The sequence below is a fragment of the Capnocytophaga cynodegmi DSM 19736 genome, assembly GCF_000379185.1.
GTDB lineage: Bacteria > Bacteroidota > Bacteroidia > Flavobacteriales > Flavobacteriaceae > Capnocytophaga > Capnocytophaga cynodegmi.
In genome coordinates this window covers 33,543-48,831 of the sequence record NZ_KB900707.1, presented here as the reverse complement: position 1 = coordinate 48,831, position 15,289 = coordinate 33,543, and the positions used below count along the sequence as shown (strand labels likewise).

At 35.0% G+C, this 15,289-nt stretch carries 10 protein-coding genes; 6 read left to right on the top strand and 4 right to left on the bottom strand.

Annotated features, from left to right (window positions below; genetic code table 11):
- Positions 1 to 11 precede the first annotated feature (11 nt).
- Entirely contained in the window at positions 12 to 2,330 is a 2,319-nt protein-coding gene (locus YW9_RS0103530; RefSeq protein WP_018278808.1) for an outer membrane beta-barrel family protein, read from the top strand.
- 71 nt (positions 2,331 to 2,401) lie between these two features.
- On the opposite strand, the gene tsaD is transcribed toward YW9_RS0103530, so the two are convergent.
- Entirely contained in the window at positions 2,402 to 3,427 is a 1,026-nt protein-coding gene (gene tsaD, locus YW9_RS0103525) for a tRNA (adenosine(37)-N6)-threonylcarbamoyltransferase complex transferase subunit TsaD (protein ID WP_018278807.1), read from the bottom strand.
- A gap of 255 nt (positions 3,428 to 3,682) precedes the next feature.
- On the opposite strand from tsaD, the gene YW9_RS0103520 reads away from it, so the two are divergent.
- The 5 genes from YW9_RS0103520 to YW9_RS0103495 all read left to right on the top strand — a co-directional run bounded on the left by YW9_RS0103520 (position 3,683) and on the right by YW9_RS0103495 (position 7,833).
- The gene (locus YW9_RS0103520; protein ID WP_218915119.1) at positions 3,683 to 3,847 is read left to right on the top strand and encodes a hypothetical protein; all 165 of its coding nucleotides are present in this window, start codon (positions 3,683 to 3,685) and stop codon (positions 3,845 to 3,847) included.
- Positions 3,848 to 3,931: 84 nt separating this feature from the next.
- Positions 3,932 to 4,441 carry a hypothetical protein gene (locus YW9_RS0103515; RefSeq protein WP_018278805.1) on the top strand — a complete coding sequence of 170 codons (510 nt, stop codon included), beginning with the start codon at positions 3,932 to 3,934 and terminating at the stop codon, positions 4,439 to 4,441.
- A 295-nt stretch (positions 4,442 to 4,736) separates the two neighbouring features.
- Complete coding sequence (locus YW9_RS0103505) at positions 4,737 to 4,958, top strand: DUF6140 family protein (RefSeq protein WP_026193781.1); 222 nt, start codon at positions 4,737 to 4,739, stop codon at positions 4,956 to 4,958.
- Positions 4,959 to 5,042: 84 nt separating this feature from the next.
- Positions 5,043 to 5,261, top strand: coding sequence for a hypothetical protein (locus YW9_RS0103500; protein ID WP_018278802.1), 219 nt, complete (start codon positions 5,043 to 5,045; stop codon positions 5,259 to 5,261).
- A gap of 25 nt (positions 5,262 to 5,286) precedes the next feature.
- On the top strand, positions 5,287 to 7,833 hold the full coding sequence (locus tag YW9_RS0103495) for a tellurite resistance TerB family protein (RefSeq protein ID WP_018278801.1): 2,547 nt from the start codon (positions 5,287 to 5,289) through the stop codon (positions 7,831 to 7,833).
- A 77-nt stretch (positions 7,834 to 7,910) separates the two neighbouring features.
- Here the strand turns inward: YW9_RS0103495 and YW9_RS0103490 are convergent, their stop codons facing one another.
- From YW9_RS0103490 to YW9_RS0103480, 3 genes are all read right to left on the bottom strand, one after another.
- Positions 7,911 to 9,863: a SusD/RagB family nutrient-binding outer membrane lipoprotein gene (locus YW9_RS0103490; protein WP_018278800.1), complete on the bottom strand. Its 1,953-nt coding sequence runs from the start codon at positions 9,861 to 9,863 to the stop codon at positions 7,911 to 7,913.
- An 18-nt stretch (positions 9,864 to 9,881) separates the two neighbouring features.
- A complete protein-coding gene (locus YW9_RS0103485) occupies positions 9,882 to 12,995 on the bottom strand; it encodes a SusC/RagA family TonB-linked outer membrane protein (protein ID WP_018278799.1) in 3,114 nt (1,037 codons plus the stop codon).
- Positions 12,996 to 13,294: 299 nt separating this feature from the next.
- Positions 13,295 to 14,869, bottom strand: a complete 1,575-nt coding sequence (locus tag YW9_RS0103480) for a M81 family metallopeptidase (protein ID WP_018278798.1) — start codon at positions 14,867 to 14,869, stop codon at positions 13,295 to 13,297.
- Positions 14,870 to 15,289: the final 420 nt, after the last annotated feature.

The window sequence follows — 15,289 nt, the reverse complement described above, 5'->3', positions numbered from 1 at the left end:
TAGTATTAAAAATGAAAAAATTAACCATCTTTACCACATTACTATTATTTTGCTCGTTAGTTTTCGGACAAAATACATTCAAAGGAAAACTTATTGATGCCACAACCAAACGAGTTATTCCCGATGCAAATATTATTTTGATAGCTCTGCCCGATTCTACATTGGTAAAAGGAGCGATTAGCAATGATGAAGGAATTTTTGAGTTGATAAATACCTCCAAACACGATAATTTAGTACTAAAAGTATTGCATTTGGAGTATAAAACTCAAACTATTTCAGTGAAAAATACTGATTTTGGTACAATTTTGTTGCAAAAATCGATAAATGAACTTGGTGAGGTAGTTGTTTCGGTCTCAAAACCTATTATGAAACAGAAAGGAACGGCTGTCGTTACTGATATTTCTACTTCTACACTGAAAGATTTGCCTAAAATGGAGATGCTTTTGAACTTTTTGCCTGGTGTATCGACTTCCTATACAGGTGGTGGCTACAATGTGTTTGGCAAAAGCAATCCTATTTTCTATATTAACAAACGAAGGGTGTACAATACTGAAGAAATTAACCGACTTTCTCCACAAGATATTCAAAGTATTGAGTTGGAAACTCAACCTGGTGCTGAGTACGACAACAATGTGGGAGCTGTCATTCGTATCATCTTGAAGAAAAAACAAGGTGATGGGCTTAGCGGAAGTATTTATAATGGCAATGAATTTAAAAAAGGAATTTGGCAATACTTAGGAACAAATCTGAACTATCGTACGGGAAAAACTGATATTTTTGGAAGTATTAATGTAAATTTTCGTCAAGCAGTGCGTAATGATAATTGGCAAGAACTCATTGTGCAAACACCTACAAATCAATGGAAAGTACGTACTGAAGATATACAGAAAAACAACGGAAAGAATATAAACGCAAAACTTGGTGTAAATCACGAGTTTAACGATAAACATTCCGTTGGGGCAACCGTGTGGACGTACGTAAATCCGTTTGCTGGGCATACATTCACCGACCAACAAACGGAAACTTTCCAAAATGCAACGCTCTTCAGTAAAGGACTTAATCATTACGACCGCTTTAACCAAGATAAAAAAATAGAAGTTAATGCGTACTATGAAGGGCAACTTTCCGACAAAATCAAACTTCATACTGACGTGGATTATTCCATAGCAAATTCTGACCACACTTCAAATATTTTAGAAAAAAATCTATTGGCAAATTCGCAAAAAAATGTGCATACTCATTCTAATGCTCAAGCCAATTGGTTACATACCAAAACTACTTTCACTCAAAAATTGAATAAAGCTACACTGAGCTATGGTGCTGAATTTAGTACACTTACACGCGATGAAAATTACACTGACAACGTGCTAACGACTTCTCTCGTTGAAAATAAAGAACTTCGCTCATCGGGATTTGTTAGTTTTTCACGACCTATCGGGAAGGCGAACCTAAAAACAGGAGTTCGTTATGAATATGCTGATTTTGAGTATTTCCAAAATCATACAAAAGACCACGTGAAAAGCCGAACTTATGGGCATTGGTTGCCTAATGTGTCGCTTTCTTTTCCTTGGGATAAAACCAGAATGGCAATCAGTTATACCAAAAAAATCCGCCGACCTGCCTTTTACGAATTGAGCGATTATGCGGCTTATGAATCGCCATTTATGTACAATCGCGGAAATCCTGATTTGCGTCCACGACTTGATGATGAATTTAGTTTGTTGGCAACTTACAAAAGTATCTCAGCTTCAGTTATTTATTCATTTATGAAAGATGCCTACTATGAAGATTATAATTTGTTGGCATCAAATCCGAATGTAGTTGAGCGTACAATTCGTAACTATGATGATTTTCAGTCTCTTAAAATGGTACTTTCTGCACAACATAAAATCGGAAAGTGGATGCCTAAGCTAGACGTTACTTTCGGAAAGCAATTCACTAAAGGTGTTTTTTATACTAACAAACCTATTTTTGCTGTTGAAATGATGAATCAATTTATATTATCAGAAAATTGGTTAGGTCTTTTTTATGTAAATTATCAATCAAAAGGAAGTTTGGCTGTTACTTATCGTGAAAAATCTGCGATTTTTTCGGGGATAGCCCTTGCACGTACTTTCTTTAATAAATCATTGCAGGTGTATTTGGTGGCACAAGATGTCTTCAATATGTCAAATGCTACTACTGTTGTGCAAAATTCTTACATTACAAACCGTCGTTTTTTCGATGGAAATAATCGAGGAATTAACATAGGTTTACAATACACATTTAATCCAACTCAGAATAAATACAAAGGACAGGGAGTTGATGAAGATGAAAAAGGACGTTTATAAAAAGTAAAAGTAAATTTTAGTATAGAGGGATTTTTAATGAACTGAAAATCCCTCTATGTTTTTATAAGTGATTAATTTTCAAGAGAAAGTCGTGCTTTGGCTGTGGTTTGTTGGTCAGTGAATTGGTTTTCTAAAAATTTGTAATATCCTACGATGCCAACCATTGCGGCATTGTCAGTACAATATTGAAATTCAGGAATATATGTTTTCCATCCATATTTTTCTCCCAAAGTGAGTAGTGCGTTGCGTATGCCTGAATTTGCTGAAACTCCTCCACCTATGGCAATTTGTTTGATACCTGTTTGTTTGACGGCTTTTTGTAGTTTTGTCATCAGAATTTCAACAATGGTGTGTTGTACAGAGGCACAAATATCTGCAAGATTTTCAGCAATGAAGTTTGGATTTTCCTGAGTTTTCTTCTGTATGAAGTACAAAACAGCAGTTTTAAGTCCTGAAAAACTAAAATTTAGCCCTTCGGTTTGTGGCTTCGAAAATGAGAATGCCTTTGGGTTGCCTTCTTTTGCATATTTGTCAATCAGTGGGCCACCAGGGTAGGGCAGACCAAGAATTTTCGCGGTTTTATCAAAAGCTTCACCTACGGCATCATCAAGGGTTTCTCCCAGTATTTTCATTGAAAAGAAGTTGTTTACCTTCACAATTTGCGTATGTCCGCCACTGATGGTCATCGCTAAAAAAGGAAATTCAGGCTTTGGATTTCCCTCATCAATGAAGTGGGCTAAAATATGTCCCTGCATATGGTTTACTTCAATTAGGGGGACACCTAATCCCATTGCTAACGATTTGGCAAATGAAGTTCCCACAAGTAGTGACCCCATAAGCCCTGGACCTTGAGTGAAAGCTATGGCTGAAATCTTTTCTTTTGGGATACCTACCTTTTTCAGAGCATTATCTACCACAGGTACAATATTTTGAAGATGAGCCCGTGACGCTAATTCAGGTACAACACCGCCATATTGTTTATGTACTTCCTGATTTGCAACAATATTTGAAAGAACTTTGTCATTTTCAAGTACTGCAGCAGAAGTGTCATCACAGGAAGATTCAATGGCTAATATATAAACATTTGATTTTGTCATTTCGAGTAACTTTTCTGTACAAAAGTATAAAACAATTATCAATTAGCAATACATTGCTAATAATTGACTTTTTATAGTAGTTCGTTATGATGTTAAAAATGGTATAGAATGTTTGCTTTTATAATTTTTTAATATATTTTTGCATCTTGAAAGAATACTACAACTACGATGAAATTATATAGGTACATACTTAGCGGTATCTACTTTCTTACCTCCTTGAAGAATATCAAATTTTTGCTTCAAGGAGATAAAAATATGCAGAAAAAAGTGACTGAAAACTTGTGTAATTCACATAAAATCAGTATATTTGTACGTGCCTTAGCACAGCACAGCACAGCACAGCACAGCACAGCACAGCACAGCACAGCTTATACACTAAATAGATTACACTCGTCTTTGTTACAAGACGAATATTGTTGAAAAATCAGAAATAACAGCATCTTAGGAGGCTGTTGTTTCTGATTTTTTTGTTTTTAGATATTTAATTTTTAAAATTTTTACATAATGAACAAAAATAATCTAATCTCAATGGAGTTTTCTTCTGAAGAAATGAAGAAAATTGATGATGCACTAAATGCAATTATTGAAGTGCTTGAAAAGAAGGCGGTTAATTTAACACCTGATGAACGCCGTCAGTATGGAAATGTCGCTGATTATAACAAAATGTTTATTGAAAAGGTAAAAGTGAATATGGAACAAGCTCCTGATACCATCCCAACTACGATTGACAAGACGGAATTTGACCGTGATTACAGGCTTAGTTCGCAAATGACTGAGCCTTTACGAAAAGTAAATCGTATTTTGGAGATGCTTACAGATACTCGTACTTTGGCAGATACGGACAATTATGTAGTAGGTTTGTTATACTATAAATATATCAAATTCCTTGCTGCTCAGAATATTCCAAGTGCAGTAACCATTCTTGCCGAGCTTCGTAAACACTTTAAAAGAGGAAGTAAGGAGCAAACACCCCCTCAAGAACCCTCACCAACCACCCCGCAAACGGAAAGTTAGGTAATAATATCCCTTTCAACAGTTAGTTTGCCTTTTACTATGGTAAATGTAGCGGTTGAAAGGGATAGTTTTGCTAAAATTTTGGTGAAAATACCCCAAAAAGGGACTGGAATTGCTAAAATTTTGGATAAGCTATCCTTTAATTTGGCTATATTAATCTTGTGCAGATTTAATGTATAAAATAAAAAGATAAAAATATATATAGTAATTTCATATAAATTGATGCTAAATATTGCAATGTATTGAATAAAGAATTATTAACCAAAGGGGAATCCCCTTTATAAACCAATTAATTATGCCGTTATATAGAGTAACAGTTACGAGAACCGTTTTTTCAAACGGAATCCGTGTAGAGTCTGGAATGTCTGTTGATGTTCCTACACGTTTAGCTACAAATCCTGTTTTTGTAAATGGAGGAGCTGATGTTATTGCAGCTTTCTATCGAATTTATGGGATAGATGTATCATCAATTTGGGGGAGCCTTAAATCAGCATTACGAGCAGACCAAATTGGCTAAAGCCATAGATAACCTTATCTGGGAGTGGATAGGGTTATCTTATTATAAAAAATAGTAAAACAATTTATTTTAAAAATATTAAAAATGTCGTTTAGTAAAAAAGCAGGGAAGATACAGGTGACATCATCTGATATAGAATCGAGAAAGCAAAGTGAGAAAACATCCAAACAGATAGATAATGCAATAGACAACACAATAGATGGAGCTAAAGGTTGTTTTGAAGATACTCTGAAAGGATGTGGCTGCGTTTTGGTTTTAATTGGTGCAGGAATAATATACCTGATTTACAAAATTGTATCTTGATTTTTGTGTTAAAAATTAGTGTTTTATGGAAAAAGAGAAGGAGTTATTGGAACTTCAAATTTTGTTAATACAGGACTATTTTGAAAAAATAGCGGGTTACCCTATAAGTATAACTGAGAATGAGTGTAATGCTCTGTTAAAAGAATCCAATGAAGATGAGGAAAAGGCAGCTCAAATACTTTATACGAGAATACAAGGACAACAGAAATTAGAAAAAGAACGAATAAATAATAAAATTATTGGTATGGAAAATATTATAAGAGAGGCAATTAAAAAGTTTGGGATAAATAAATTACAATCAAGAAACGTAGCAGATATTTATACAAATTTAGATGGAGAATTGAGAAACTCACAGGGAGGAGCTTTGGCAAGAAATGAAGAGTCAAGAGTTAGAGGGTGGCACGGTATTGATAAAAGTACTCCAATATATGCTTTTTTCTATTATACAAAGACAAAGGAAGGTGATTTCTTTACAGCGACACGAATTTACCATTTTTCTTGTTGTGTGTTAGAATCCGGAGTTAGCTTTGCAGGAATCATACAAACAAGTGGTAGTCGTAAAGAACCTGATGGACATTTGTTTATTTCGTGGGGAGAGATTGAAGATGTTAGTTATGTTTCTAATTTGGATTTAGATATAGAAAGCAATAATCCTAATGCATATTTTATTTCTGATGATCCAGCTTTTGCAGTAGTAGATATAGTTAATTGTTTGGTTTTTCATTCTGTTGAAGATAGTACCTATATCAATATCCCTAATGTTTATTTTACATATACGGGTGTCGGAATTACAGAAACAGTAAAACCTTTCCTTAATGAAGTATTGGATGGATATGATGAGTTATATGAAGGAAATGAAGAGTGGTACAAAGAGTTAATTAATGAATTGAATATACTCAAAGATAAACAGCGATACCAAGAATTAATAGATAGGGTAGAAGAAGAGGAAGAGGACTTGTTTGAAGAATATTATTTTTATAAAATATATGGATTACTAGGGCTTAATTATCAATATGAAGCATTCAAATTGTTTGAGGTTTTCAAAACAGATTTAGAAAAACTAAAAGATGAAGAACCTGATCAATATAAGGCTTCTTTACCTTGGTACCTAATGATTGAGGCAGAAGTTTATAAAGCAAAAGGAAATGGTTACGAATCGGCTTATTCTTATGATAAACTTGCAAATTTTTACAAAGAAAATAGCACACAAAACAGAGATGTATTGACCTTTTATGAAGCGGAAAAAGAAAAGAGTTACAATAATTTTATAAATGATTTCCATAAAGTAGATTATCAAGATCGCAAGATAATAACGGTTTCTAAAACAGAATCTCTTTTCAAATCTAATCATTTAATCCTTTTGAATATGGGTAATTTACCTAAGATACATTTCCCAATTACCCACCCTAAAATTGACCATACTTATGTATGCCATCCATACAAAACGGATAGCTACTTACCCATAGAAAATTACGATTATGAATTGCTCAATGACAGAATCAATGAATATTGTTATTTATTACAATGTTTGGGAGCAACCTCTATTACAATAGAAAATAGTAGGGGAGAAAGTAAAGATACTCAAAAACATAATAATACTAAAAGAGAAGCAGAAGTAGGTCTTAGAGCAAATTCTATTAAATTTAATTCAGAAAATGATAAAAGGACTGGAGATTTATCAAAAAGCACATTAAAAATAGGAAGAAATCAGTCGTTCAACCCAACTAAAAAGCCCTTTGTACCTGAAAATTTAGTGTGGTTAGCAAATGAAATAGGTTGGCAACGTCTTATTGATCAACGAATGTCAGGTAACATTTTAGAGCATAGTGAATTTATGTCTTCAACACAAAGTCAAGTGCTTACAAACTCTGAAATATCAGATATAAACGCTGAATTAAGTATATTATTTGCTACTATAAAAGTTGGTAGAAGAAAAGAAAGCGAACAAAAAATAGAAACAAATAGTGAAGTAGAATGGAAAATTAATGTGGTATTCAAACCGATGGAAGCATTTGATGAGGTTGTTGCAGTACCTGTGGAAGAGAAAAAACAATTAAAACAAATTTCTCAAAATTCGTTAAGTGATGAAGAACAGCAATATTTTGAGGAAGTTAAATTTATGCTTGAAGATGATGCTATTATTGATGATAAGGAGCGTGTATATTTAAGCGAAATGTGTAAAAAGTTTAACATCAATGCTGAAAGAGCTAAAGAATTAGAAGAAAAAGCTATAGCACAGATACACACATTTACAGAAAATGAACTCAAATATCTTGAAGATATAAAATTTACTCTTGAGGATGACGGTACAATTGACGATAAAGAACGTATATACTTAGATGAAATGTACAAAAAATACAATATTAATCCAGACAGAGCCAAACTTTTGGAAAGTATTGTTATTAACAGAGGAGATTTATCCAAAGAGGAAAAAGAATATTTGGAGAAATTTAAGATATTTACAGCTGATGGTACTGTATCTGATCGAGAGCGAAGAATACTAAATCGTTTGGCAAATTTGTTGGGTATCAGTGAAGAACGAGCGATTGAACTAGAAAAGAGGTCTTCGTAAAAGTTATTTAATAATTTTGATAAACAACCCCATTAGTTCGAAACTAATGGGGTTGTTTTTATTCAAAAGATAAAAGATTATTTTTTCTGCCAAATGAGTGGTGTTTCTGGTTTGTCTTCCCCACCGAGCAGTTGCAAAGCTTGTTTGTATCCCGCTGGATTTTTTGTTTTTAGATTGATAGGGTAACGCACTCTACGATATACATTTTTGATGTCTGCTTTTGTAGCATCGGTATAGAAAGGCATAAAAGGCAACAATCCTTCTAAAAACGGATTTTCAAAGAAAGGTAATCCTGTTCTGCGATAATCGTTGGTAACTTCGAAAGGTTGCCACGGATTCTGAGCTATATACTTTTGAGTCATAATTTTTGAAAGGACGTCATTGTTGGTAGGATGTACCCCTTTTGGATAATTATAAGTTATGGTTTCCTCAGCTTTTGATGAATGAACTTTACGCTTTAGTTGAGTGCTACTAATTTCGGTAGTATGATCAAACTTAGCTGAAGTTCCTATACGATTGTAGCTTTCACTTTGTAAATACTCATCTGCGTAAAGTCCTATTTTATGATATTCAAAACTTGTTTTTACGCCTAATTCATACCATTCTTTTGCGGTTCTGCCTGTTTGCCAACCATAATGGGCAGCTTCAGCAAGAAGGAAATAAGTTTCCCAAGCTCCGAAATATACACGTCTGAGATTTCCGCCTCTGTATTGTTTGCTAATAGCGGGTAATCGTCCTAAAGCAATGCGAAAACTTCGGATAACATCACCTTTTCCTGTCAAATCACCACAAGTGAATGAAGAGAAAGTATATTTGGTACTAATTTTGTTTCCTGAGCCACTTGGAACTTCAATTTCTTGATAATTTTTCCCTTCTCGTTCAGCGTCTTTGTCTCGTTTTTCGTAGAAATTTACCAAGCCATCGTGATGTCCAGGTATGTGATAATTTACCAAAATACGTGGGTCAATTTCAGAAGGAATGTAATCGTACAAATATCCAGCAGATTCTATATTTGTTTTGGTAGGAAGTACCTCTGGCATATATAATCCTAAATATTCGTTAGGTGAACGTAAATGATTATTGAGAGCCTCATCGGGCAGTCCGTAAGCTGATGTGCCAGGGTGTTTTGCCATTTCACGAACAGAAATGCCACCTAGTCCAAAACCAATGTTAGTAAGTGTTGAGGTGATTTCCATTCCGATGTAACTCAGTGCAAAAATAGAACCGGCAGGATTTTCTAAGTCAGCAATATCAGATTGAGCTACGGAAGCGTTATCAATATTTTCTGAAATAAATCCGCTAACGTCGCCCACCTCTCGTATGATATTTTCAAAACGAGTTTTGCCTACATCGCCCACATTTGAAAAACGCATTGCACAACGCAAACGCAAGGAGTTAGCATATTTTTTCCACGCTTTGATGTCTCCTGCATAAAAAGCATCGAATGCATCATTTTTGATAGTTGCATTTTCATCAAATTTACTTACGGCTAATTTGAGCTCATCTTCAATATAACTATAAATTTCCTCAACACTATTGTATTCTGCGACCTTGCCTTTAAATCCTTTTTTAGCAGGATATGGACCAAACATATCAGCAGCTTCCGAAAATAAATAAGCACGATACACACGAGCCATTTGGACGTAATTATTCGTTGCAGCAGAAGCATTCACTCCTGAAGCAATACGTTCTTCACCAATTTCAATGGCTTGACTGGCATTGTAAATCCACTGAGCTAATGATCCCCAATAATCAGTCATATAGTTGTTTTGGTCTTGCAATACCTGTGGTCCGTGAATAGGTCGATAGGTGTAACGAGCCCCCCATAACCACGTACGATGAAAAAGAATATCCCGATTCCACCAACTGAGCTGAGCATCAGCAACAGAAGCGTTAAAAAGTCCTTCTACTAAAACTGAGTTTCGGTCAGCAGCATTATGGTCTTTGTTTATATCTTCGAAATCTGAGCAAGATTGCCAGAACAAAGCAATGGATACTATGATTGTTATTTTTGAAATTATTTTTTTCATAACCTTACTATTTGAATTTTAAAGTCCGATAGTGATATTAAAAGTAAATGACCTTGTTGTAGGTGGAGCTCCAAACTCTAAGGCTGTTACGTTTGTTCCTGTTCCTGAAACTGATTCGGGGTCGATTCCAGGTACATCTGTGTGGATAAGCCAAAGATTATTAGCTGTAAAAGAACATTTCAAACTTTGGATGTGCATTCTTTCCAAATGTTTTTTATTGATGTTATATCCTAAAGTTAATGTTCTCAATCGCACAGAGGTAGCATCGTAAATATTAGCTTCGGTAATTCCAATATTATTTTGAGCCAAGGCACCCCAATATCTTTGAGGAGTTACTTCTTTTGTGTTTACATCATATCCTCCTGTGGCATTTGCAATAACTCCTTCAACAACAAAAGGTTTTCTGGCTCCTCCTGGAGCTGTCTCGGCAGCCATTCCGTAACCTGTAAGTAAGTTTCTGGTCATTGAAAATATTTTTCCACCTACACGAGCATCAACAAGAAAATCAAGATTAAAGCCCTTCCAAGAGAAACTATTACTAACCCCCAGCATAAAATCAGGTTGTTGGTGTCCGAGGTAGTGTAAAGCCACTTGGTCACGTTGTGGAAGTCCTTCACTATTGAGAATCATTTTTCCGTGATGAGGACTATTTACATCATTCACTCTTCGGATTTTTGAGCCATAAATAGCTCCGTATTCTTTGTCTTTTTCGGCAAGAACAGTGATTTCATCAACTGTTAGAAGATCATAAGAGTTTACGTCAGTATAAAGGTCAATAATTTTATTTTTATTTTTGGAGAAGTTTACTGAAGTATCCCAATTTAATCCTTTTGGGTTGTTGAGTATTCCTACTCCTAAAGAAACTTCAATTCCTTTATTTTCAATATTTCCAGCGTTGATAATTCTGAATTTATATCCACTGGTTTCATCCATTGGTAAGCGTAGTAATTGTCGAGTAGAATTGGTCTGATACACAGCGGCATCAAGTTTTAAGCGATTGTTAAAGAAACGCAAATCAATACCTGCTTCGTATGATTTTACTAATTCACTTCTAACGGAACTATCGTAGAGTATTTCTTTTGTTGAAATTGTGGGCGTTCCCCAGAAATCTTTACTCACAGAATAGCTGTTATAAAGCATATGTGGCTCTAAATCATTTCCAACCTCAGCATATGAGGCTCTTAATTTGGCAAAAGTAATCCACTCAGGTAAAGATAATAATTCAGAAAAAACGCCTGAAAAACTAACAGAAGGGTAGAAGTACGAACGATTTTCAACGCTCATCGTTGAAGACCAGTCATTGCGGAAAGTAGCGTCAAGGTAAAGACTATTTTTCCAACCAATTTGAGCAGAGCCATAGAGTGAATTCATTTTTCGTTCAGTAAGAAGCGAATTGACTACTGGTTTTTCCTTACCATTATTTAATGAAAATATATTTGGAAGAAGTAAATCACCTGAAGAGGCACTCATTTCTGACGTTTGTTGCGACATCAAGTTTCCTCCAAATGTAAGGCTTCCGCTGAGGTCTTTAAGTAAATCATTTTTCTGTGCAATGAACAAAAAGCTAAGGTTTTTCTCAATAAATTCTTTAGAACCTTCGGAATAGAATCCATTTTTTGGGACGGACAGACTTCCCGAATGTTTACGATGGAACATTTTGGTGTTGTAGTAATCCATTCCTCCTTTAACTTCTCCTTTTAACCAATTAGTAAACTCGTAACTCAATGAAGCAAAACTTATATAGCGGTTACGAACATCATTATTTCTGTTATATTTTAATGTCCACCAAGGATTATCATCAGGTAGAGTTTGAGTGTCGTACCATACTTGTTTTTCGTTCATTATAGGCGGGTTAAACTCTCGAATATCAAGTGTTTGAGGGAAGATATTAAGAGTTTTGTACACGTTTGATTGGTTCAACCCTTGTATAGGACGATTATTTGCAACAGTATTCACATAATTGATTTTAAAGTCAAGTTTCCATCGGTCGCTTTTACCTAAGTTGGTAGAGGTACGCAAAGTTGCTGAAGTTCTGTTAAGTTCAGTTTCAGGTACAATACTGCTGTTATCCATATAGTTAAGTGATGCATAAACAGATGTCTTTTCAATTTGCTGTTGGAAAGTAATTGCTTGTGTGGAAGTGATTCCAGTACGGAAGAAATTCCCAATATTATCGTAGGTATCCAACTTAACTTGTTTATTGTCCCAATTAGTTACGATTTGCCCTTCAATTTTGGGTCCCCAATTAAGCGTAGTTTTTGGGTCGTAAATTTCGTCTCTTCCCTGAGCAAAACTATTTTGTAACTTAGGTCTGACAAAAATATCTTCTGTGGCGATGGTGCTTGAAATTGTGATACCTAAGCCTTGTTGTTGTTTGCCTGATTTGGTGGTTATTAGAATAACTCCATTTCCTGCACGTGAACCATAGAGTGCCGCAGCCGAAGCTCCTTTTAGTACAGAAACAGATTCAATGTCTTCAGGATTAATGTCTTGTAGTCCATTTCCCATATCCATTCCTGAGTTTCCCCAAATATCAGCAGCTCCACTTGCCTTATTATCTATGGGTACACCATCAATAACCACTAATGGTTGGTTATCCCCCGTGAGGGAATTTTGTCCCCTTAGAATGATTTTAGAAGAACCTGCCATACCTCCTGCACCCTTTACTATCTGTAAACCAGAAACCTTACCCGAAAGAGCGTTGGTAACATTCGCATCACGCGATTCAAGTAATTTTGAACCATCAACCTCTTGTAAAGCATATCCCAAAGCTTTTTCACTTCGTTTAATTCCTAAAGCTGTAACTACAACTTCTCCCAATTGCTGAGTGTCTTCTTTTAGTACAATATTCATTGTTAGTGAATTACTGCTACTTTTGACAACTTTTTCTTGGGTAGAAAAACCGATGTAACTAAACACAAGAACATCGCTCTGCTTTGCCTGAATGGAATACTTACCATCAAAATCAGTTGTTACGCCTTGAGTCGTGTTTTTAATCATAATACCAACTCCTGACAACGGAATTCCTGCTTCGTCGGTAACAGTACCCATAACTGTACGCGTTTGTGCAAGTAGCGGATGTGTGAAAACTCCCATAACAAGTACAAACATCATTAAAAGCTTTCTTTTCATACTGTTCTAAATTTGGTTAATAATAACAAATAAACTTTGTCGAAAATAAAAAAAATTATGTTAATAGAAAAGAAATTTAACTTTTTTAAAGTTTTATAAATATAACAAATTCTAATTATTTAGTTGTATTTAATTTTTAATGAATTTTAAATCAGTTATTTAGTTGTTTTGTTGTTTTATAATAGAGAGTTTTACTATTTAAAATATTATCATTTTTTTAGCATATTATTTAACAAAAAATTCGGGTGAGAAATTTTCTCACCCGAATTTCATCTTTAGAAAGTGAATTATAGTATTTTTTATAGCTTTGTCTTCGCAGGGTCTGTAGCTAGAGGGACAAAACGAGCTTTTAAATTAGGTTGTGGCATATCAGCATCAAGTGGGTATATCGGACGTTGAATGTTTTTGTAAGGTAAACGCAGTAAATCTTGATCAACACCCCCTGGTGTAAGAGCCATTACCCAACCTTTACGCATATTGTAAAGCTCAGGAACTAAATAACCAATTTTTACAACTAAAATATCTGTTTCTCTCGGATTTAAACCCAACTCTGTGAAGTATCTTTCAAAATGAAAAGCTTTTCTTTTTTCTGTGACGATTACAGAAATATTTCCGCTTTTAACTACTACAATGGTATTATCTTTTTCATCCTTTTTAATTGCGGTAATTGTACCCGTAATGCGAACAGGCGGTGCGTAGCGACTATCAACTCTCGCTCCAGCTGTAGCATCAATTTTTCCGCCAACACCAATGTTCACAGCTTGTTTTACGAATTCAGCATCAGGAATAGAAGCATAAATAAGATTTTTCCCTTTTTCAGTTTTAAATTCAGGACGTTTTAAAAGCTCAGTTAATGTCCAAGTAACGTCACCTGCTCCTCCAGCAGTAGGGTTATCCCCCATATCGCTTATAATGAATGGCTTTTCAGTACTAGCTAGTGCTTGAGAGATGCATTCGGGTAGGTAGGCTGTTGGGGCTACAAACTCAAAATCCTCACGGACGTTCCAGAAATGTTGGGCTAAAGTTTCGGCAGCCTTGGCGACGGCTTCTTTGTCATCTCCGTATGTCATAACTACTCCGTGATTACGAGGTTCATCAGCCCAAGGGTAAGACATCCAGATTGAAGCGTCTATTACTTTATCACCATCAATAAGATTTGGAATCTGACCATACAAACTCTTAGCAGGTTCAATACGTGTACTTGTCTTTTCGCCTGGTAGTAAGATTGGTACTGGAATCCAAGCCTTGTAAGCTGGTTTTCCTTTGCCGCTTTCCAGCCTGTCGAGAAGATTCGTTAAAGCCCGTTTTTTTGAAATCATAGCGTCTTCGTGCGGTGCAAGTCGATAACAGGTTATCATATCGATATTTTGTGCTAATCGAGGAGAAACACTTCCGTGTAAGTCCATACACGATGATACAAGTACATCATTGCCAATTACTTCTCGGATACGAACTATTAAATCTCCTTCGGGGTCTTCTAATCCCTGTACACTCATTGCTCCGTGAATGTCAAAAAATAAGCCGTCGATAGGGAGAGCTTCTTTGAGCATTTCAAGGGTTTTTGCAATCATTTTTTCGTAAGTTTCACGTTCAACAATACCACCAGGCATAGCGTGTGAACGCAAAGTAGGTAGCCACTTAGCACGTTGTACAACACCTGAATCAGGAACGAAAAAATTATAATATGAGAAAATACTATCGCCAATACGCAAAGGAAAGGCGTCTTCTCGAGAAACTGCTGGGGAAAAAGTACTTGATTCAATAGCAATACCTGCTATAGCAACGCGTGGAAGCTCTTTTTTAGCTTCTTTTTTGTTACAACTCGTAAAAGTCATTAATCCTAAAGATAGGAAAATAAAGGCTATATTTTTCATAGAAAAAAGAAATTTGGTTTAACATTACAAAGGTAGTTAATTTATGTGAAAAGTAAATGTATTTGCTTAATTAATGTGAATTTTTTTGAAATGTAAAAAACTATTTTTGTAATTTGCTGATAAATAAGAGTTTATTTTTTTGAGGAAAGAGATTTTTTCAATAAGTATTGCTTGTTGTAATAGTATTAGGAAGAAAATATTGAATCGAAGTTATCTTAACTTAACTTACTACTTTAGTTTTTACAAGACTTTGAGGTTTTAGTTTTGTTATCTTCACTTAAATGATGTTCTTGGTAGTTTCAAAATAGTGGTTCTCTGAAATAAAAAGAGTTCTAAAAGGGAAAGGGGTAGTTTTTCAAAAAATCCGTAGTAATATTAAAATCTCACCTGTAGAAATAAACTATTAATATATTTTACTTC